Source organism: Marinobacter sp. (assembly GCF_041595835.1).
Taxonomy (GTDB): domain Bacteria; phylum Pseudomonadota; class Gammaproteobacteria; order Pseudomonadales; family Oleiphilaceae; genus Marinobacter.
In genome coordinates this window covers 25,551-44,888 of sequence record NZ_JBFHJO010000017.1, presented here as the reverse complement: position 1 = coordinate 44,888, position 19,338 = coordinate 25,551, and the positions used below count along the sequence as shown (strand labels likewise).

21 protein-coding genes and 2 tRNA genes are annotated in these 19,338 nt (G+C 52.7%); 20 read left to right on the top strand and 3 right to left on the bottom strand.

Going from position 1 to position 19,338, the window contains the following annotated elements:
- Positions 1-2: 2 nt before the first annotated feature.
- From galE to ABYA77_RS08075, 3 genes are read left to right on the top strand one after another with little or no spacing between them, the layout of a single operon-like run.
- Positions 3-992 (top strand): UDP-glucose 4-epimerase GalE, encoded by a 990-nt coding sequence (gene galE, locus ABYA77_RS08085; RefSeq protein ID WP_372965443.1) that lies wholly within the window; start codon positions 3-5, stop codon positions 990-992.
- Positions 993-1,021: 29 nt separating this feature from the next.
- A complete protein-coding gene (locus ABYA77_RS08080) occupies positions 1,022-2,368 on the top strand; it encodes a UDP-glucose/GDP-mannose dehydrogenase family protein (protein WP_372965442.1) in 1,347 nt (448 codons plus the stop codon).
- 16 nt (positions 2,369-2,384) lie between these two features.
- The gene (locus ABYA77_RS08075) at positions 2,385-2,795 is read left to right on the top strand and encodes an HIT domain-containing protein (protein WP_372965441.1); all 411 of its coding nucleotides are present in this window, start codon (positions 2,385-2,387) and stop codon (positions 2,793-2,795) included.
- A 12-nt stretch (positions 2,796-2,807) separates the two neighbouring features.
- On the opposite strand, the gene fabR is transcribed toward ABYA77_RS08075, so the two are convergent.
- The gene (fabR, locus tag ABYA77_RS08070) at positions 2,808-3,437 is read right to left on the bottom strand and encodes an HTH-type transcriptional repressor FabR (RefSeq protein ID WP_372965440.1); all 630 of its coding nucleotides are present in this window, start codon (positions 3,435-3,437) and stop codon (positions 2,808-2,810) included.
- Positions 3,438-3,659: 222 nt separating this feature from the next.
- On the opposite strand from fabR, the gene aspS reads away from it, so the two are divergent.
- The 14 genes from aspS (at position 3,660) to nadA (ending at position 14,902) form a co-directional block, all read left to right on the top strand.
- Entirely contained in the window at positions 3,660-5,462 is a 1,803-nt protein-coding gene (aspS, locus tag ABYA77_RS08065) for an aspartate--tRNA ligase (protein WP_372965439.1), read from the top strand.
- A gap of 73 nt (positions 5,463-5,535) precedes the next feature.
- On the top strand, positions 5,536-6,066 hold the full coding sequence (ruvC, locus tag ABYA77_RS08060; RefSeq protein WP_372965438.1) for a crossover junction endodeoxyribonuclease RuvC: 531 nt from the start codon (positions 5,536-5,538) through the stop codon (positions 6,064-6,066).
- Between the two features lie 30 nt (positions 6,067-6,096).
- Positions 6,097-6,726, top strand: coding sequence for a Holliday junction branch migration protein RuvA (gene ruvA / locus ABYA77_RS08055; protein WP_372965437.1), 630 nt, complete (start codon positions 6,097-6,099; stop codon positions 6,724-6,726).
- Positions 6,727-6,871: 145 nt separating this feature from the next.
- On the top strand, positions 6,872-7,903 hold the full coding sequence (ruvB, locus tag ABYA77_RS08050; RefSeq protein ID WP_372965436.1) for a Holliday junction branch migration DNA helicase RuvB: 1,032 nt from the start codon (positions 6,872-6,874) through the stop codon (positions 7,901-7,903).
- Positions 7,887-8,321, top strand: a complete 435-nt coding sequence (ybgC, locus tag ABYA77_RS08045) for a tol-pal system-associated acyl-CoA thioesterase (protein ID WP_372965435.1) — start codon at positions 7,887-7,889, stop codon at positions 8,319-8,321. Before ruvB ends, ybgC begins: the two co-directional genes overlap by 17 nt.
- A 38-nt stretch (positions 8,322-8,359) precedes the next feature.
- On the top strand, positions 8,360-9,049 hold the full coding sequence (tolQ, locus tag ABYA77_RS08040; protein ID WP_372965434.1) for a protein TolQ: 690 nt from the start codon (positions 8,360-8,362) through the stop codon (positions 9,047-9,049).
- Between the two features lie 31 nt (positions 9,050-9,080).
- Positions 9,081-9,527 carry a protein TolR gene (gene tolR, locus ABYA77_RS08035; RefSeq protein WP_372965433.1) on the top strand — a complete coding sequence of 149 codons (447 nt, stop codon included), beginning with the start codon at positions 9,081-9,083 and terminating at the stop codon, positions 9,525-9,527.
- A gap of 18 nt (positions 9,528-9,545) precedes the next feature.
- Positions 9,546-10,586 carry a cell envelope integrity protein TolA gene (gene tolA / locus ABYA77_RS08030; protein WP_372965432.1) on the top strand — a complete coding sequence of 347 codons (1,041 nt, stop codon included), beginning with the start codon at positions 9,546-9,548 and terminating at the stop codon, positions 10,584-10,586.
- A gap of 53 nt (positions 10,587-10,639) precedes the next feature.
- Entirely contained in the window at positions 10,640-11,923 is a 1,284-nt protein-coding gene (tolB, locus tag ABYA77_RS08025; RefSeq protein ID WP_372965453.1) for a Tol-Pal system beta propeller repeat protein TolB, read from the top strand.
- 48 nt (positions 11,924-11,971) lie between these two features.
- Positions 11,972-12,553 (top strand): peptidoglycan-associated lipoprotein Pal, encoded by a 582-nt coding sequence (gene pal / locus ABYA77_RS08020; RefSeq protein WP_372965431.1) that lies wholly within the window; start codon positions 11,972-11,974, stop codon positions 12,551-12,553.
- Positions 12,554-12,583: 30 nt separating this feature from the next.
- Positions 12,584-13,354 (top strand): tol-pal system protein YbgF, encoded by a 771-nt coding sequence (gene ybgF, locus ABYA77_RS08015; protein ID WP_372965430.1) that lies wholly within the window; start codon positions 12,584-12,586, stop codon positions 13,352-13,354.
- A 118-nt stretch (positions 13,355-13,472) separates the two neighbouring features.
- A tRNA-Lys gene (locus ABYA77_RS08010) sits at positions 13,473-13,548 on the top strand.
- A 62-nt stretch (positions 13,549-13,610) separates the two neighbouring features.
- Positions 13,611-13,686 (top strand) — tRNA-Lys (locus ABYA77_RS08005).
- Positions 13,687-13,840: 154 nt separating this feature from the next.
- Positions 13,841-14,902 carry a quinolinate synthase NadA gene (gene nadA / locus ABYA77_RS08000; RefSeq protein WP_372965429.1) on the top strand — a complete coding sequence of 354 codons (1,062 nt, stop codon included), beginning with the start codon at positions 13,841-13,843 and terminating at the stop codon, positions 14,900-14,902.
- Between the two features lie 19 nt (positions 14,903-14,921).
- On the opposite strand, the gene ABYA77_RS07995 is transcribed toward nadA, so the two are convergent.
- A complete protein-coding gene (locus tag ABYA77_RS07995) occupies positions 14,922-16,394 on the bottom strand; it encodes a M48 family metalloprotease (RefSeq protein WP_372965428.1) in 1,473 nt (490 codons plus the stop codon).
- Between the two features lie 175 nt (positions 16,395-16,569).
- Here ABYA77_RS07995 and ABYA77_RS07990 point away from each other — a divergent pair, with 175 nt between their 5' ends.
- Positions 16,570-16,797, top strand: a complete 228-nt coding sequence (locus ABYA77_RS07990) for a sulfurtransferase TusA family protein (protein ID WP_372965427.1) — start codon at positions 16,570-16,572, stop codon at positions 16,795-16,797.
- 15 nt (positions 16,798-16,812) lie between these two features.
- On the top strand, positions 16,813-17,889 hold the full coding sequence (locus tag ABYA77_RS07985) for an AI-2E family transporter (protein WP_372965426.1): 1,077 nt from the start codon (positions 16,813-16,815) through the stop codon (positions 17,887-17,889).
- Positions 17,890-17,893: 4 nt separating this feature from the next.
- Here ABYA77_RS07985 and ABYA77_RS07980 read toward each other — a convergent pair whose 3' ends face one another.
- Positions 17,894-18,361 (bottom strand): peroxiredoxin, encoded by a 468-nt coding sequence (locus ABYA77_RS07980; RefSeq protein WP_372965425.1) that lies wholly within the window; start codon positions 18,359-18,361, stop codon positions 17,894-17,896.
- A gap of 74 nt (positions 18,362-18,435) precedes the next feature.
- On the opposite strand from ABYA77_RS07980, the gene dapA reads away from it, so the two are divergent.
- The gene (dapA, locus tag ABYA77_RS07975; protein ID WP_372965424.1) at positions 18,436-19,314 is read left to right on the top strand and encodes a 4-hydroxy-tetrahydrodipicolinate synthase; all 879 of its coding nucleotides are present in this window, start codon (positions 18,436-18,438) and stop codon (positions 19,312-19,314) included.
- Positions 19,315-19,338 lie beyond the last annotated feature (24 nt).

The following is a 19,338-nucleotide window of genomic DNA, read 5'->3' as shown; positions in this document are numbered from 1 at the left end:
ACGTGAAAGTACTAGTAACAGGCGGTGCCGGTTATATTGGTAGTCACGTTGTTCGCCAGTTGGCGGAAGCTGGTCACGATATTGTCGTTTTCGATAACCTGTCTACTGGATATCGTTGGGCGGTGACCGCAGGCGAGCTGGTGGTAGGCGATCTGGCTGATGAACACGCGATTGAACAGGTGTTTGCCGCAAACAACTTTGAAGCTGTACTGCATTTTGCTGCCAATATTGTGGTGCCAGAGTCGGTTTCCAATCCACTCAAATACTATGGCAACAATACCCGAAACACCCTGAATCTGCTTAAGGCGATCGAACGTCATAAAACCCCGTACATGGTCTTCTCCTCAACCGCTGCGGTTTATGGCATGCCGGAGCAGACAGTCCTGACGGAAGATCTTCCTTTGGCACCGATCAATCCATACGGCGCTTCGAAAATGATGAGCGAGCGTATGATCATGGATCTGGCTGCTGCCTCCAGTCTTAACTACGTGGTGTTGCGCTATTTCAATGTGGCAGGTGCCAACCCCGATGGCCTCCTGGGGCAGGCGACACCTGAAGCGACTCACCTGATTAAAGTGGCTTGTGAATGCGTTACTGGACAGCGTGACGGAATGAGCGTTTTCGGCACCGACTACGACACCCGTGACGGCACCTGTATTCGGGATTATATCCACGTTGAAGATCTCGCCAAGGCGCACGTTATGGCGCTGGATTATATGGCTCGTGGTGGTGAATCTCAGGTACTGAATTGCGGTTACGGAAGTGGTTTTACCGTGAATGAAGTGATTGACGTGGTTAAAGCTGAATCCGGCGTTGATTTTCCTGTTCAGAAAACCGGTCGCAGAGCCGGAGATCCGGCAGCGCTGATGGCCGATAATGCCCGGATCAAGCAGGTTCTGGGGTGGCAACCTGATTACGATGACCTCAATACCATCGTCCGCACAGCGCTGGCCTGGGAAAAAATCTGGCTTCAGAAAAAAGCAGCTAAATAACGCTTTAACTTATTCTTCAGGAAAGAAGCATGAAAATTACGATCTTTGGAACGGGTTATGTGGGGCTGGTGACCGGAGCCTGCCTGGCCGATGTGGGGCATGACGTGCTTTGCATGGATGTGGATAACGGCAAAATCGAAAAGCTCAGGAACGGTCAGATACCTATTTATGAGCCTGGCCTGGATGCGATCGTCAAACACACCGTTGAAGCCGGCCGCCTGTCGTTTACCACCGATGCGGAAGAAGCGGTAAAACACGGAACCCTGCAATTTATAGCAGTAGGCACGCCGCCTGATGAAGATGGCTCTGCCGACCTCCAATATGTGCTGGCGGTGGCTAAGTCTATCGGTCAATACATGGATGACTACAAAGTCGTTGTAGATAAGTCTACGGTTCCCGTGGGTACTGGTGACAAGGTAAAGGGCGCAGTACGGGCTCAGTTGGATCATCGCGGGATTGAGTTGGATTTTGATGTGGTCTCCAACCCGGAGTTCCTGAAAGAAGGGGCGGCCATCAATGATTTTATGAAGCCTGACCGTATCATTATTGGTACTGACAGCGAGAAAGCGGCGGATGTGCTCCGGGAGGTTTACTACCCCTTCAACCGTAACCACGATCGCATGATTTTCATGGATATCCGCTCTGCGGAACTGACCAAGTATGCTGCAAACTCCTTGCTGGCTACAAAAATCAGTTTCATGAACGAAATGTCCAACCTGGCTGAGCGTCTGGGTGCTGATATTGAGGCTGTACGCCGGGGTATTGGTTCTGATCCCCGGATTGGCTACCACTTTATCTATCCGGGTTGTGGTTATGGCGGTTCCTGTTTTCCTAAAGACGTGCAGGCACTGGCTCGAACCGCGAGTGCCTGTGGTTACGACGCCAAACTGCTGAATGCTGTAGAAGAAGTGAACTATGCCCAGAAGCACGTCCTGTTTGACAAGATCAGCCACTACTTCCAGGGAAACCTGAAAGGCAAAGTGGTTGCGCTCTGGGGGCTTGCATTCAAACCGAATACAGACGATATGCGTGAGGCATCATCCCGGACTCTGATGGAAAGCCTCTGGAAGGCCGGGGCGAGTGTCCAGGCGTTTGACCCTGAAGCGATGAACGAAACTCAGCGGATTTATGGTGACCATAGCGGATTGACGTTGTGCGGTACCAAGGAGCAGGCTCTTAAAGGTGCTGATGTGCTGGCGATATGCACGGAATGGAAAGAGTTCCGCTCGCCAGACTTCGACGTTATCGCGGGTATCCTGAAAGAACAGGCGGTCTTCGATGGCCGTAATCTGTACGAGCCGGAAATGCTGGAACGCTATGGTCTGACCTACTACGCGATTGGTCGTGGGCAAAACCAGTTCCACTCTATCGATTAGTGGCGAAGGGATGGCTATGTTTGAGCTTCATGAGCGCTTAGCGGCGGATACCCATAGCCTGGGGCGGTCCCGGTTGTGTGATATCCGGCTGATGAATGACCGGACCTGGCCATGGATTATTCTGGTGCCTGCGGTTGCAGGCATACGGGAAATTTACCAGCTGACACCAGAACAGCAGGTTCGGCTGCTGGAGGAGTCGTCAGTACTCAGCGAAGGCATGATGAAGCTCTTCGGCGGCGATAAGATGAACGTAGCGGCACTCGGGAATATGGTGCCGCAACTTCACCTGCACCACATTGTCCGCTTTGAAGATGATCCGGCATGGCCGGCTCCGGTATGGGGTAAGCAGGCTGCGGTGCCCTATAGCGAAAATGAACTGGCCAGTATCCGTGAAAAGCTCAGGCCCGTTTTGCTGCAGTTGGCTTGATGTATTAAATGATTACTCATCCCGGCCCTGCTGCCATTGAGCCAGGGTATGGGAGCCTACCAGAATCATCCTCAACTCAATCTTTAGCTTTGTTTTTAGTTCTTCGCATTCTTTGGGCGTTGCATCAAGCGCCTCGGCACCTTGACTGAATACCAGCGTTACCATGGCTTCCGCCACCAGGCGGGCATCAGATAATGGTTTATTTTGCTCCTCAGCAAAGCGGTGCAGATCAGCGGCCAGCTCTGTGACGAAATGTTCAATCTCAGCCTTGACGGCGGTTCGGAACGGTTTGGAAACCCCGGTGCGTTCTCTCAGCATCAGCCTGAAAAGGTTGGCATTGTTGCCAAGGTATTCCATGAAAGTGTCGACAGAGGTTGATATGGCGCTACCATCCCGGACAATTCGTTTTCGCGCCTGGCGCATCAGTTGCCGCAGAGCTACGCCGCCTTCATCGACCAGGGCAAGGCCCAGTTCATCCAGATCTGAAAAGTGTCGGTAGAAGGAGGTAGGGGCAATGCCTGCTTCCCGGGCCACCTCTCTCAGGCTCAGGCTGCCAAAGCCCCGGTCTGCGCTAAGCTGAGTCAGGGCAGCATCCATCAATGCCCGCCGGGTTTTCAGTTTTTGCTCTGCTCTGGTGGCCAAAATACCTGCTCCAATGACTGCCTGAAGGCAGCATTCTAGCCGTCAGTTCCTTTGGAGTCATCCGAGTGTCTGAAATGCGTTCCGGTACGCCTGATTTTCAGTGTCATTGTGTTTATAATGGGCGGCTTTTCCAGTAAGGTCGCAAAAGTTTTTAACGGCCAAGATTTTGCTTGCCCAGACATTACGAATTAACGCACACATTCAGACACAACGGGAACCGGTATGCGCAGTCACTATTGCGGTGGGATCAACGAATCTCACATTGATCAGGAAGTTACACTCTGTGGATGGGTACATCGCCGCCGTGACCACGGTGGGGTTATATTCCTGGATCTGCGGGACCGGGATGGCATTTCTCAGGTCGTCGTAGACCCAGACACCGAAGAAAGCTTCGCTCTGGCCGAGAAAGTTCGTAGTGAGTTTGTTGTAAAGGTAACCGGCATCGTGCGCCGTCGCCCTGCCGGGACCGAAAATAACAACATGCCTACGGGCCAGGTAGAACTGCTGGGTAAAGAACTGGTCATCCTGAATGCTGCTGCCACGCCACCGTTCCCACTGGATGAGCACGTAGACGTAGGTGAAGATGTTCGTCTGCGCTATCGCTTTATCGATCTGCGCCGCCCGGAGATGATCAACCGCTTGCGTTTCCGCTCCCGGGTGACCAGTTACCTCCGTAACTTCCTGGACAGCCGTGGATTCATGGATGTGGAAACCCCCATCCTGACCCGTGCAACCCCGGAAGGTGCCCGTGATTACCTGGTGCCTAGCCGTACTCACGAAGGTTCATTCTTCGCGTTACCCCAGTCTCCACAGTTGTTCAAACAGATGCTGATGGTGTCTGGTGTTGACCGTTACTACCAAATTGCCAAGTGCTTCCGTGACGAAGATCTGCGTGCCGATCGTCAGCCGGAATTTACCCAGGTAGACATCGAGGCCTCTTTTGTTGATGAAGAAAGCCTGATGAACCTGAACGAAGACATGATCCGCGCCCTGTTCAAAGATGTTCTGGATGTGGATCTGCCTGAATTCCCACGTATGCCGTACGCTGAAGCCATGCAACGCTTCGGTAGTGATAAGCCGGATTTACGTATTCCGCTGGAGTTGCAGGACGTTGGCGATCTCGTTGAAAGTGTCGACTTCAAAGTCTTTGCTGGCCCGGCCAAAGACCCGAAAGGCCGTGTCGCAGCCCTGCGTGTGCCGAAAGGTGGAGAACTGAGCCGCAAGCAGATTGACGAATACACCAAGTTTGTCGGCATTTACGGTGCTAAAGGTTTGGCCTATATCAAGGTCAATGAACTGGCGAAAGGTGTTGAAGGCCTGCAGTCCCCAATCGTGAAATTCCTGGGCGATGACGTTGCTCTGGCTATTATGGAACGGGTAGGTGCTGAAGACGGAGATATCGTGTTCTTCGGTGCTGATAAAACCGTTGTCGTTAATGAAGCCCTGGGTGCGCTACGCATTAAAGTGGGGCACGACCTGAACATGTTGACCTGTGAATGGGCTCCAATGTGGGTAGTAGATTTCCCGATGTTCGAGGAAACTCCGGACGGCGGTCTGACAGCTATTCACCACCCGTTCACGGCACCGTCCTGCAGTCCTGAAGAACTGGCGGCTGACCCGGCGAACGCTTTGTCCCGTGCCTATGATATGGTTCTGAACGGTACCGAGCTGGGAGGCGGTTCCATCCGTATCCACGACGGCGAAATGCAGGAAACAGTGTTCCGCATCCTCGGTATCAGTGAAGATGAAGCCCGCGCGAAGTTTGGCTTCTTGCTGGATGCTCTGAAATTCGGTTGCCCGCCACACGGAGGCCTCGCCTTTGGTCTTGACCGTCTGGTGATGCTGATGACCGGTTCGTCGTCTATTCGTGATGTCATTGCCTTCCCGAAAACCCAAAGCGCAACCTGTCTGATGACCCAGGCGCCGGGTGGAGTAGATGAAAAACAGTTGAAAGAACTGCACATTCGTTTGCGCCGCTCCGCTAAGGCTGCGGAAAGTGACAAGACTGAAGATGCAGAATCATAAGTGCTGAAACCAGGGGGCGGCGTAGGCCGCCTCTTTGGTTTGACCATCCTCTTACACCTCTGAGGGCAAGCGGATGCCTATCATCCTGGGGGTAGACCCCGGTTCCAGAATTACCGGCTACGGAATTATCCGAGTGGAAGGCCGCCAGATCGAATATCTCGATAGTGGCTGTATTCGAGTGGGCGAAAAGCCTATGGCTGAGCGCTTGCAAACCATCTTTCAAAGCCTTGGAATGTTGATTGGCGAGTTTCGCCCGGAAGAGTTCGCCATAGAACAGGTGTTTATGGCCCGGAACCCAGACTCAGCCCTGAAGCTGGGGCAGGCCAGGGGAGCTGCAATCGTCAGCGCTGCGAACAGTGGGCTTGCGGTTCACGAATACTCGGCCCGACAGGTTAAACAGGCCGTTGTAGGCACCGGCGGCGCTGAAAAATCTCAGGTTCAGCATATGGTCCAGGCACTTCTGGGCTTATCCCGGAAGCCCCAGGAAGACGCTGCCGATGCACTGGCTATTGCCCTGTGCCATGCCCATATGAATCAAAGTATGCTGAAGCTGGCAGGCGCGGGCGGGAAAGTCAGAGGCGGGCGTGTTCGGCGTCAACAATAACAGGCTTTAGGTAGCCACAGGAGGCGGGCTTTGATTGGACGTATTCGGGGAATGCTTGTAGAGAAAACCCCAGGCCAGGTACTGGTTGAATGTTCCGGGTTAGGGTACGAAGTTGATATTCCTTACACTACCTTCTTTCACCTGCCAGAAGCCGGGCATGAGGTGACACTCCACACCCATTTTGTTGTCCGGGAAGACTCTCAGGGCCTGTTTGGTTTTGCCTCGAGGCTTGATCGCAATCTGTTCCGGTTGTTAATCAAAGTAAACGGTGTCGGGCCAAAAGTAGCGGTTGGCATCCTGTCGGGGCTGGATGCCCAGCAGTTCATTCGGTGTGTTGAGGGTCGAGACATAAATGCCTTGGTTAAGTTGCCCGGCATTGGCAAAAAGACGGCTGAACGACTGTTGATTGAAATGACCGACCGTATAGGTCAGCTTGAAGGGCAGTTTGTGCCTTCTGCGCCAGAAGTGACGGCAGGTGGGCGCGCGGCCAGCGCTGTTTCTGTCGGCCCTGACCCTCGAGAAGAAGCCGAAGCCGCCTTGATAGCTCTTGGCTACAAACCCCAGGAAGCGGCGAAAGCTATCAGTAAAGTGGCTGAGCCGGAGATGAGCAGTGAGGCGCTAATAAGGCTGGCGCTGAGAAATATGATTCCAGCCGGGTAGCCCCGGCTTTTTTGTGTCGCATGATGACACTAATGTGTATAGAGCTTAACGTGACTCAGCTCGCGCCCTTTGTACAATTGGTGCAACCTATAAGCCTTGGGTGGCTAGCGGGCACGTTGTTTATTCCCAGCAAGCGGATAATGCCATGATCGAATCGGACCGACTGATAACGGCAAAAGCCGGAGAATACGAAGAAGTGCACGACCGTGCTATTCGCCCGACGCTGTTATCTGAATATGTTGGTCAACCCACCGTCCGTGAGCAAATGGAGATTTTCATCTCTGCGGCACGGGCCCGGGAAGAGGCTTTGGATCACACTCTGATTTTCGGCCCTCCTGGCCTGGGCAAGACTACCCTGGCGAATATTATTGCCAACGAAATGGGCGTGGCTATCAAAACGACATCCGGTCCGGTGCTGGAAAAAGCGGGCGACCTGGCGGCTATGCTGACTAACCTCGAAGAAGGCGATGTTCTTTTTATTGATGAGATCCACCGCCTGAGCGCCGCGGTTGAAGAAGTCCTTTATCCGGCCATGGAAGATTATCAGCTGGATATCATGATCGGAGAAGGCCCGGCCGCGCGGTCCATTAAGCTGGATTTGCCACCGTTTACCCTGGTTGGTGCCACAACTCGTGCCGGGCTGCTGACGTCTCCGCTACGTGATCGGTTTGGTATCGTTCAGCGGCTGGAATTTTATAACACTGCCGACCTGACCCACATTATTGCGCGTTCGGCCCGGCTTTCGTCCGTAACACTGGATGATGGTGGTGCTTTTGAAATTGCACGCCGTTCGCGGGGGACACCTCGAATTGCTAACCGTTTACTACGCCGGGTGCGGGATTTTGCAGAAGTACGTTCGGATGGACGCATTACCGCCGATATTGCCGACCAGGCGTTGAATATGTTGAAGGTGGATAGCCAGGGCTTTGATCATATGGATCGCAGGCTGCTTCTGGCAATGATTGAAAAGTTTGACGGAGGCCCTGTCGGCGTTGAAAGCCTGGCTGCAGCGATCAGTGAGGAGCGGGGTACCATTGAGGATGTGCTGGAGCCTTTTCTGATTCAGCAGGGTTTCATGCTACGGACACCCAGGGGCCGTATGGTGACTTCCAGCGCTTACCAGCATTTTGGTGTCGTACCACCCAAATCTGGGAGAGAGAATGACGTTTTTGAGTGATGCCTTGGGCCCGAAAGTATTTGAACTACCTATCCGTGTGTATATAGAAGATACCGATGCGGGTGGTATTGTCTTCCATGCGAAATACCTGCACTACATGGAGCGCGCCCGCACGGAATGGGTTCGCAGTCATGGGGTCGAACTAAGAGCCGGGCTGGAAGATAACGTCAGTTATGTGGTTCAGCGGATGAACCTGCATTATGCAGCACCCGCTAAACTGGATGACCAGTTACTGGTAACGGCTGAACCGATTGCGTCATCGAGGGTATGGATGACCTTTCGCCAACAGGTTCTGCGGGCGAATGACCGGCAACTGATGTGTGATGCTGAGGTGAGGGTGGCGTGTGTCGCCTTAGACACTGGCAAGCCCCGAAGGTTGCCCGAAAACATGAAAGAAATTCTTGAGAAAGTTATTTAATTATCTGAAAAATATAGAAACTTGTTTGGGAGCGTACAGTGGAATCGGAACTTTCAGTCTGGCATCTGATTGCGAATGCAGGGGTTCTAGTACAGCTGGTTATGCTGTTGCTGGCATTGGCATCTGTGATGTCCTGGGCGCTGATCTTTCAGCGCGTTCAGGTGTACCGCAAGGCTAAGCAGGCTCAGTTGGCGTTTGAAGAACGTTTTTGGTCCGGCATGGATCTTGGCCAGCTGTACAAAGAAGTGAACGCTAATCCTACACCTTATTCCGGGATGGAAGCCTTGTTTCGGGCCGGGTTCAAAGAGTTTTCACGGCTGCGCCAGCAAAGCCGGGATGCCGATGCGGTTATGGAAGGTGCGCAGCGCGCAATGCGTGTTGCATTCTCTCGTGAGCAGGAACGCCTGGATATGCATTTGCCGTTTCTCGCAACCGTTGGTTCCACCAGCCCATATGTGGGTCTGTTCGGTACGGTTTGGGGCATCATGAACTCGTTTCGTGGGCTGGCTCAGGTACAGCAAGCCACCCTGGCAACCGTTGCGCCGGGTATCTCCGAAGCTCTTATCGCTACGGCTATGGGCTTGTTTGCGGCGATTCCTGCTGTTATCGCCTATAACCGGTTCTCGACAAAGTCAGATGCGCTACTTAAAAATTATGAGACCTTCGCGGAAGAGTTCTCCAGTATTCTGCACCGCAGAGTTCATAACTCGAATCAGGCGGGCGCGTAATGCGGCGTAAGGATAAGGGGAGGACGCTCGCATGAAAGGTATGGGAATGATGCCCCAGCAACGGCGTAAGCCGATGTCAGAAATCAACGTTGTGCCCTACATCGATGTAATGCTGGTACTGCTGGTAATCTTTATGGTGACGGCTCCGATGCTTACGCAAGGGGTGAAGGTCGACCTTCCTGAGACCACGTCAGAGCCGATTCAGCAAGATAAAGATGTACAAACGATCACAGTGACGGTTGATAGCAACGGCGCTTACTACCTTGAAGTGGGGGATGACAGCAGTGAACCCATGGCACTTGAGGAAGTGGGGGCGCAGGTTGCCAAAATTCTGTCTCAGAGCGGTAATAATGAAGTATTGGTCCGTGGTGATGAGTTTGTGGATTACGGTGTGGTGGTGCGGCTGATGGCTGAGCTGCAAGCGGCTGGGGCTTCAGGCATTGGCCTGATCACAGACGCACCTCAGAATCAGCCTTAACAGGGTGGCAATATTGTTGTGAAGGGTCACGAAAGGGACACCATAAGTACAGACAGCACCTCCCTGAAGTCGCCGGTTGTGTTGTCGTTGGCCTTGCACTTGCTGATCCTGGCCGTGGCACTTGCCGGCTGGTCATGGACCAATCCGGTGCAAGAACCAGAGCCCCGAAGCATTGCAGCCAGGTTGATCAGTCCGGAGCCAGAACCAAGCCCGCTGGTTGATGATCAAGACCAGCGGAAAAAGGATCAGGAGCTGAAGGAAAAACAGCGCCAGAAAGCCGAAGCGGAACGCAAACGCATCCAACAAGAGGAAGCGCAACGGGAAGCAGAGAAAAAGGCTCAGGAGCTAGCTCGTAAACAGGAACAGTTGAAAGAACAGGAACGTAAGCGGCAAGAAGCACAGGCTAAACAAAAAGCTGAACAGCAGGCTCGTGCAAAAGAGGCCGCTCGTAAAAAAGCAGAAGCGGAAGCCAAAGAACGCGAACGTCAGAAAGCCGAGCAAGAGCGTAAGCGACAGGAGCAGGTAAAACGTAAAGCTCTGGAAGAGAAAAAACGGCAGGAAGAGCTACGTCGTAAAGAGGAGGCTGAGCGTCAGCGCAAAGAGGAAGAGGCACGCAAAGCTGCTGAGCAAAAACGACAGGAAGCCGAACGCCGCTTGAGAGAGCAGCAACTGAACGCGCTGGCTGAAGAGGCTAAAAAGGCTCAGGAGAATGAGGCGCGCAAACAGAGGGAGGCTCAGGCTGCCAGGGCTCGTGAGGCGCAAATGCTGACCGACAGTCAAAAATACCAGGCGCTGATACGTGAGCGATTGAGTCAGGCTTGGTATCCACCCTCTTCGGCTACCGAAAACATGACAGCACGGTTGCAGATTACGCTGCTGCCAACCGGGGAATTGGCGAGCGTAACACTGGTCAGTAGCAGTGGTAATACCGCTTTTGATAATTCGGCTCTGGGTGCCGTGCGTTCGCTGAAGCGTTATCCAGTGCCGGATAACAGAGACAGCTTTGAGCGCTACTTCCGGCAGTTTACGATTGAATTCAACCCGCAACGGTTGCGATGAGGCTGACAATGCTTATGACCAGAAAATCGAGTAACGCCAACCTGAAACGAAACATGGTTCTGTTTGGCTGGTTGATGGTAATGCTGATGGCGGCGTCTGCCGCCCGTGCGGAACTGCTCATCAGAATCACCGAGGGCGCGAATGCAGCCATACCGGTTGCCGTTGTTCCGTTTGCTGAAAGCGGGGTCATGCCTGCAGGCGATAAGGTAAGCAACATTGTTCAGGCTGACCTGACCATGAGTGGGGAGTTTCAGTTATTGGCCCCGGAAAAAATGCTCAGCCTGCCCTCGAAGCGTTCGGAAGTGTACTTTCGCGATTGGCGCTTGCTGGGTCAGCGCTATGTGCTGGTGGGAGAGTTAACGCGAAGCGGTCAGAGAGTAGAGGCGCGTTACGAACTGTTTGATGTAAACCGTGAACAACGAATTCTGGGTGAAACTGCTGGCGCATCGGCTAGTAATATCCGTTCTCTTGCTCACCACATCAGCGACAGAGTTTATGAAACTATTACAGGTGAACCGGGCGTTTTTTCTACCAAACTCGCCTATATCACCCTGACGACCTCGGGTAACGAAAGTGTTTATCGCCTTCAGGTCAGTGACATTGACGGGCAGCGTTCAAAAATACGCCTGGAGAGCCGTGAACCGATTTTATCGCCCGCCTGGTCGCCCGATGGCAAAAAGCTCGCTTATGTGTCGTTCGAAACAGGCAAGCCCGTCATTTTTATACACGAACTGGCAACAGGTAAGCGCACCAAGGCTGCGGATTTTCCCGGGCTTAATTCTGCTCCGGCCTGGTCGCCGGATGGTCAGTCCTTGCTGATGACGCTCTCCCGGGACGGCAACGCCGAGATCTACCAGATGAATCTGGCCAGCGGCAAAACGACAAAACTCACCAACCACTGGGCTATCGATACCGAAGCGGCCTGGGATCATGCTGGTCGAGGGATTTTCTTTACCTCTGACCGTTCAGGTGGTCCACAGATCTATTATATGGAGCGCCCTGGAGCAGAGCCTCGTCGCCTGACCTTTGGTAGCCGTTATAACGCACGGGCACGCCCGGATTCGAAAGGTGAGTACGTATATTATATTCATCAGCGGCAGAACACTTTTCACATTGCCCGCAGAAATCTGAAAACCGATGAAGAGTCTATTATCACTCGGACAGGGTCCGATGAGTCTCCGAGTGTGTCACCTAATGGTCGTATGTTGATTTATTCCACGCAACAGGATGGCAAAGGTGTACTGACAGTTGTTTCGGCTGATGGTGGTGCGGCTTATAGCCTGCCGGCATCGGAAGGTGAAGTAAGAGAACCGGCTTGGGGGCCGATCAGTCGCTAACCACCCCGTAAATTTGGAAAGCCAACATCAGAAAGAGGAAAGTTGAACATGAAAGTATCTGCACAAAATAAAGCGTTCGCGATGCTGTTGTCGTTTGGTCTGGTGGCTGGTTGTAGCTCCACTGGCGAAACCATCGGTGAAGGTGACTACGGTTATGAATCTGGCTCAGACGTTGCGGCGATTGATGAGGACGGTGGTTCTACAGTCTATGGCGGAGCAGAAGGCGAGGGCGTTTCCTCAACTGCACTGAGCGATGAAGAACGTGAAGAAGCCCGCGCTCAGGCAGAGCAGGCAGCACTGCGTAATATCACAACCTTTTACTTTGATTTTGATACTTCAGAAATCAAGCAGGATGCCCGTGATGCTCTGGTGGCTCATGCCCGTTACCTGTCCAGTAATCCGCGCCAGCAGTTGCGCCTTGAAGGTCACGCTGACGAGCGTGGAAGTAAAGAATACAACCTGGCCCTGGGCGAGCGCCGGGCCAAAGCTGTTGAGCGCTTTCTGGTAGTAAATGGTGCTTCACGAGGCCAGATTGAAACCGTAAGCTATGGTGAAGAGAAGCCAGCTGTACGCGGCTCTAGTGAAAGTGCCTGGGCGCAAAATCGTCGTGTTGAGCTGATTTTCAAGTAAACCAATCAGATAGAATAACCGGACCTACCCATGAGAAAACCGCTCATGGCGGCCGTGCTGATCCCGCTGGGCCTTGGCCTGGCGGGTGTCGCTTCCGCACAGTCGTCGATTCCCGCATACCAGAATAACGCCTCAGAAGCTCAGCGGAAGGCTGGAAACAGTCAGGCAACCGCAGAGCTGTTTTACATGATTCAGCAGCTTCAGGGTGATGTACGGCGGCTACAGGGTAAAGTTGAAGAGCAGCAGTACGAGATCAACAGGCTCCAGCAACAGGGCAGGGACCGTTATGTTGATCTTGATCAGAGAATTCTGGATTTGTCGAAAACATTGGAAGACAGAGCCTCAGTGCCTGAAGCAGTCAATGGGAGTAACGTTTCAGGCGGTTCCGAAGCGCCCGTTACTGCACGGGACTATCGGGCGCCAGTTGCGGAAGAGCAGCAGGCCTATAACAAGATAATTGACCTGATCCGGAATAAGAAAGACTACGACGGGGCAATCACCCAATTGTATGACTTCGTCGATAAGTATCCGGAAGGCGATTTGACTGTTAATGCGTACTATTGGCTTGGCGAGGTGTATCTGGCTAAACCACAGCTTGAGCAGGCAAAGCAGGCATTTACCATCGTAGCTACACGCTATGCCGACCACAGGAAGGCGCCCGATGCGGTTTATAAGCTGGGGGTAACTCTGGACCGCCTTGGTGAAAAAGAAGAAGCCGGGCGGCGCATGAAGATGGTTGTGCAGAATTACCCGGAATCAGGTGCGGCAGAACTTGCTCGTAAGTTTCTCGGGGGTTCGTGAAACTGTTCACATAATCGCCTGGTTGGTTGTTGAGTGATCAGCAATGAAAAAAAATGGGAAAATCCCGAAAAAAGGGGTTGATCAGCAAAAAAATATCAGTAATATGTGCGCCTCCATTGGGTCGTTAGCTCAGTTGGTAGAGCAGTTGGCTTTTAACCAATTGGTCGATGGTTCGAATCCATCACGACCCACCAAATTCAGAACTGCGAGATAATACTCGAAGTTCGCCGGATGAAAAGCCGGCATTACCAGTTATGGGTCGTTAGCTCAGTTGGTAGAGCAGTTGGCTTTTAACCAATTGGTCGATGGTTCGAATCCATCACGACCCACCAATACAGCAAAGCCGGTTTACAGGGTTTTGCCTGAAAAAGAGCCCGAGGGCTCTTTTTTTTTGCCTGCACATAACGGCGGGTACGTTGCACCCTCATCAATTCAATTTTGGAAGTGATATACTTCGCCTGTAACGTTCAACGCAGAGATTCATCAATGACACGAGCTCAAGACCGTATCCTTGTTCAGGAACACCTGGCTCATGCTGCCGAGCCAAAGTCCCTCAGTGCCAGTGAGAAAGCCGAGCTTGAGGCCCGCATCAAACAGGCGCTTACAGACAAAGATGCCGTGCTGGTTGCTCATTACTACACGGACCCGGATATTCAGCGTCTTGCGGAAGAAACGGGTGGTTGTGTGGCAGACTCCCTGGAGATGGCGCGTTTTGGTAATCAGCACTCGGCCACTACTGTAGTGGTTGCGGGCGTCCGGTTTATGGGTGAAACCGCGAAAGTGCTGAATCCCGAAAAACGGGTTCTTATGCCCACTCTTGAGGCAACCTGCTCACTGGATGTGGGATGTCCGGCAGACGAGTTTTCTGAGTTCTGTGATCAGCACCCTGACCGGACCGTTGTGGTCTACGCTAATACCTCTGCCGCAGTTAAGGCCAGAGCAGACTGGGTTGTGACCTCTAGTTGTGCTCAGGCGATTGTGGAGCACCTGGACGCGAAGGGGGAAAAAATCCTCTGGGCGCCAGACAAGCACCTGGGCCATTATGTGCAGAAAACAACCGGGGCTGACGTGCTGCTGTGGGATGGCTCCTGCATTGTGCATGAAGAGTTTAAATCCAGGGGGCTTGGTGATCTGAAAGCACTCTATCCAGACGCGGCGATTCTGGTGCACCCGGAGTCCCCGGATGCAGTGGTTGAGCTGGCGGATGTGGTGGGCTCTACCTCTCAGTTGATCCATGCTGTGCAGACTATGCCCAACGAAGAGTTTATCGTTGCCACGGATAACGGCATTTTCTACAAAATGCAGCAACTGGCGCCGAATAAGACACTTATTGAAGCACCCACAGCCGGTAACGGAGCGACTTGCCGAAGCTGTGCGCATTGCCCGTGGATGGCGATGAATGGGTTGGAAAACCTGCTCCATGTGCTGGAAACCGGTGAGCAGGAAGTGCATGTAGATCCGGTTCTCAGGGAAGGTGCTTTGCGTCCGTTAAGACGTATGCTGGATTTCACTGCAAACATGAACCTGAAAGCAGCCGGCAACGCCTGATCTGTGCGATTGCTTCGAATTACGATCTGTTTGTTTCCTGAAGGCGGCTGGCGATATCGCTCAGCCGCTCATTGACTACCTGCCGCTCAGCAGAACCTGCAGGTAGTTTTTCCTGGGCCTGGCGCAGTTGGCGCTGGGCCGATCGTAGATTACCCATCAAGACTTCATATTCTGCTCTTGCTCTGTGAACACCTACGATATTTCGGGCCATGCCTTCGGCTTCCGCAAGGCGCAGCCAGATCTGGTCGCCGGATGGGCGTTGCCGCGACAGGTCTTTAAGGTAGTTTGCTGCCGCCGCACCATTTCCGTCTGCTATCTCGATGTTCGCTAAGCTCCAGGTGATAGGGTAGTTGCCAGGATTTCTGGCCAGCGCTGATTGTAATAAGGTTCGGGCATCTTCGTAGCGTTTCTGGTCAGCGAGGACTTCTGCCAGGGTCACCTGAAAAGTGATTCTTCCCGGATTCTTATCCAGTAGATCCCGCAGTATCTGTTCAGCGTTTACCAGCTGTTTGTTCTGTTGATACGCAACGGCAAGGCCATAGCGGATGGCGTCGTGGTGTTGTACATCGTCCCGGTTGAGATACGATTCAAATATCTCAACAGCAGCTTCTGCAGAGTTCGCATAGTGAACCTGCAAACGGCTGCGCATCAGGTGGTATTCCTGGCCGTCCTGAACCCGCTTGCTGGGGTATTGCTCGGCCCGGTTCTGAGTGTCTGCTACCCGGCTTTGGGTGAGTGGATGAGTGGATAAATATTCCGGCATCTGATTACCCTGAAGGCGATTCTGACGCATCATGATCTCGAACATTTCCGGCATTCCTCTGGGGTCCATCCCCGCACTGGCCAGAATATCCATGCCAACCCGGTCTGCCTCCTGCTCATGGGCCCGGCTATAAGCCAACATATTCTGCAGTGCCAGGGCCTGGGTGCCGGCGATGGCTGCAATACCGATATCAGACTGAGTGACCGCCGAAAGAACGATTCCGGCAATCATGCCTGCCAGAGTTAAAGGTGCACTGGTTTCGTTCTGTTCCATGCGGCGAGCAAAATGGCGCTGGCTAAGGTGGGCCAGTTCGTGTGCGAGCACTGAGGCGAATTGCTGTTCTGTGGCTGCATTGAGAAACAGTCCGCCGTTAACGCCAACCACACCTCCGGGTACTGCGAAAGCATTAAGTGCAGGGCTGTCGATCAGTACGAGGCTAAGGTTTCGGTTATCAAGTGGAGCCGAGGGCACCAGGCGGTAAATGATGTTATTGAGGTAGTCGTAAACCAGCGGGTCCTCGATTTGCGGAGCCGAGCGGCGTATAGACGTCATTACCTGCTGCCCGATAGACGCTTCTTGCTGGCCGGCGATTAACCCGCCGCTGCCGCCAAAGCTGGGCAGGTTGGCAGACTGGGCGTTCAGCGAAGGGGCGCTGGCAAGCGTGGCAGCCATGAGCAGGGCAGCGGCGATAACCGCAGGCTTGAAACGGGCTTTGGGAAATAGCTTCATGGAATCTGGTAATGCCTCAACATCAGAGTGCAGCTTTGACAGCAAACACCCTACTATAGTTCTTTTCTAAAGCTGGTAGCTGAAAATGTATTACTAACTCTTGAGATGCAATAGGGTAACACCCCCGGCATAATGCCTGCCGCTTACTGAATGAATATTAATGGTGTTTTTTACTATGGCTCACCGAATACTTAACGCAAGCGGGCTTCGCTGCCCGATGCCGCTGCTGAAAACCAAGCTGGAGCTCAATACCATGGTTGCCGGCGAGCAGCTGGAAGTCATTGCAACGGATGCCGGTTCAGCTCGTGACATACCTGCCTACATAAAGTTATCCGCACACGAACTTATTAGCCATGCAGAAGATAACGGCGAGTACCGGTTCGTGATAAAGTGCGGCGGATAATCTTCGGAGTTTTTCATGGTCAGAATTTTACGAGATCTTGCCAATAAGTATTTTTCAGATGAAGAAGCCATTGTCCTGTTTCTGATTCTGGTTGTCGGCACAATATTCATTATCTGGTTCGGAGCCATGCTGGCACCGGCTCTTGCCTCATTGATCATCGCTTTTATTTTGCAAGGCCTGGTTCTTAGGCTGAAAAAAATGGGGGTGCCCGACTTCGTAGCAGTGCTTGGGGTTTTTCTGATGTTCCTGGGTGTGCTTGTTAGTTTTATCTTCGGCTTGTTGCCGCTGGTTTGGACCCAGGTATCCAATCTTGCTCGTGAAACGCCCCGGATTATCCGCGAACTTCAGTCTTATCTCGAGGTGCTGCCCGATGAATATCCCCAGCTGGTCTCGGCAGAGGCGGTAGATGCTATCTATCAGCAAGTTTCGGCTGAAGTGGCGAGCTTCACACAATGGCTGGTGTCGTTTTCACTGTCCAGCATACCGGATCTTGTTGCGTTGCTTATATACATGGTCTTGGTGCCGATCCTGGTGTTTTTCTTTTTGAAAGACCGGCAGGTTCTGGTGAGTTCGTTTGCCCGCCTGTTGCCTTCGCAACGCCCGATGATGATCAGCATCTGGCAGGAAGTGAATGTGCAGTGTGCCAACTATGTGCGTGGGAAGGCTGTAGAAATCCTGATCGTGGGCTCTGTTACCTATATCGCCTTCAAGGTTTTAGGGATGCCGTATGCCGCTTTGCTCGCATTGTTGGTGGGGCTGAGCGTGGTGATTCCTTACATTGGTGCTGCAGTTGTAACGATTCCGGTTGCTGTTATCGGGCTGTTTGCTTTTGGTTGGGGTAGCCACTTTATATGGGTGATGGTGGTCTACGGCATTATTCAGGCTCTGGATGGCAATGTACTGGTGCCCGTCCTGTTCTCGGAAGTTAACAACCTTCATCCGGTAGCGATTATCATAGCCGTGTTGTTTTTTGGTGGAATCTGGGGCTTGTGGGGAGTGTTCTTTGCCATCCCGCTAGCGACTGTGCTAAAAGCGGTATTTGCAGCCTGGCCGGTGAAAGATACAGCTCAGACACCGGCCATGGAAAGGTAGGCGGTTACAGGGCTTTGACGGCGTCCAGAACTTCGTCGGCATGGCCCTTAACTTTAACTCCACGCCACTCTGCGCGCAGTATGCCTTCCTTATCAATCAGGAACGTGCTGCGCTCAATGCCCATGTATTCTTTGCCATAGAGCTTTTTAAGTTTGATGACATCAAACAGTTTGCATAAGTCTTCATCTTTATCTGAAATCAGGTGAAACGGAAACTCGTGCTTTGCCCGGAAGTTTTCGTGTACTTTCAGGCTATCGCGGGAAACACCAAATATTTCTGTGTCCAGAGCAGAGAACTGTTCCATTCGATCACGGAAATCCTGGCCTTCAGTGGTACAACCCGGGGTGTTGTCTTTCGGATAAAAGTAGATAATAACGTTTTTGCCCCTGAGTTCAGACAGGGTAATGGTTTGATCACCGGTGGCCTGGGCCTGAAAATCGGGTACAGGCTGTTTCAATGCTACGGATGACATGACATCTCCTTTAATTCCCTTGTGTCAGTTCGAGCCCAACATTACCATATCGGTTTTATTCGGACGGAGTTTTTATGATTACGGGTAGCCTCGTCGCACTAGTTACGCCCATGCATCCCAATGGTGAGATTCACTGGGAAGATCTGGACAAACTGGTGGACTTTCATATTGAAAATGGCACTCATGGCATTGTGGCTGTGGGCACCACCGGTGAATCCGCCACTCTGGACCCAAAAGAACATTGTCGGGTTATTGGTCATATCATAAAGCGGGTGAATGGCCGGATATCAGTGATCGCCGGGACCGGTGGTAACAGTACCCGGGAAGCGATTGAGCTGACGACCGAGGCTCATAAACTGGGTGCAGATGCCTGTCTGCTTGTTGTTCCTTATTACAATAAGCCCACTCAGGAAGGTTTGTATCAGCACTTTAAAACCATTGCTGAAGCCGTTCCTGGCATGAGCCAGATTCTATATAACGTGCCGGGGCGTACTGCTTGCGACATGCTGAATGAAACGGTTCTTCGCCTGGCCGATATTCCGAACATTGTGGGTATCAAAGACGCTACCGGCAATATCCCACGTGGTATTGAACTGATTGAAGGTTTGGCTGGCCGATTGGCGGTTTACTCAGGTGATGATGCTACGGCTGCGGACCTTATGCTGGCGGGTGCCAAAGGTAACGTGTCGGTTACCGCAAACGTTGCTCCAAAAGGTATGTCTCAGCTCTGCGAAGCTGCCATGGCCGGTAATGAAGAAGAAACTCGCCGCTTGAATGAGCAGTTGATGCCGTTAAATCACAAGCTGTTCCTGGAAGCGAACCCGATTCCTGTAAAGTGGGCTTTGCAACGCATGGGTATGATCGGTGAGGGGATTCGTTTGCCGCTGACTCCGTTCAGCGAGAAATTCCATGGTGAGTTGGAAGACGCGCTCAAGGCTTCAGGTGTTCTCTGAGGCCAACCTATTCCCTTTCAACCG

Coding starts and splice junctions, on each gene's coding strand:
- ABYA77_RS08080 (WP_372965442.1), top strand. CDS start 1,022: ATGAAAATTACGATCTTTGGAACGGGTTATGTGGGGCTGGTGACCGGA.
- ABYA77_RS08075 (WP_372965441.1), top strand. CDS start 2,385: ATGTTTGAGCTTCATGAGCGCTTAGCGGCGGATACCCATAGCCTGGGG.
- aspS (WP_372965439.1), top strand. CDS start 3,660: ATGCGCAGTCACTATTGCGGTGGGATCAACGAATCTCACATTGATCAG.
- ruvC (WP_372965438.1), top strand. CDS start 5,536: ATGCCTATCATCCTGGGGGTAGACCCCGGTTCCAGAATTACCGGCTAC.
- ruvB (WP_372965436.1), top strand. CDS start 6,872: ATGATCGAATCGGACCGACTGATAACGGCAAAAGCCGGAGAATACGAA.
- ybgC (WP_372965435.1), top strand. CDS start 7,887: ATGACGTTTTTGAGTGATGCCTTGGGCCCGAAAGTATTTGAACTACCT.
- tolR (WP_372965433.1), top strand. CDS start 9,081: ATGAAAGGTATGGGAATGATGCCCCAGCAACGGCGTAAGCCGATGTCA.
- tolB (WP_372965453.1), top strand. CDS start 10,640: ATGGTTCTGTTTGGCTGGTTGATGGTAATGCTGATGGCGGCGTCTGCC.
- pal (WP_372965431.1), top strand. CDS start 11,972: ATGAAAGTATCTGCACAAAATAAAGCGTTCGCGATGCTGTTGTCGTTT.
- ybgF (WP_372965430.1), top strand. CDS start 12,584: ATGAGAAAACCGCTCATGGCGGCCGTGCTGATCCCGCTGGGCCTTGGC.
- nadA (WP_372965429.1), top strand. CDS start 13,841: ATGACACGAGCTCAAGACCGTATCCTTGTTCAGGAACACCTGGCTCAT.
- ABYA77_RS07995 (WP_372965428.1), bottom strand. CDS start 16,394: ATGAAGCTATTTCCCAAAGCCCGTTTCAAGCCTGCGGTTATCGCCGCT.
- ABYA77_RS07990 (WP_372965427.1), top strand. CDS start 16,570: ATGGCTCACCGAATACTTAACGCAAGCGGGCTTCGCTGCCCGATGCCG.
- ABYA77_RS07985 (WP_372965426.1), top strand. CDS start 16,813: ATGGTCAGAATTTTACGAGATCTTGCCAATAAGTATTTTTCAGATGAA.
- ABYA77_RS07980 (WP_372965425.1), bottom strand. CDS start 18,361: ATGTCATCCGTAGCATTGAAACAGCCTGTACCCGATTTTCAGGCCCAG.
- dapA (WP_372965424.1), top strand. CDS start 18,436: ATGATTACGGGTAGCCTCGTCGCACTAGTTACGCCCATGCATCCCAAT.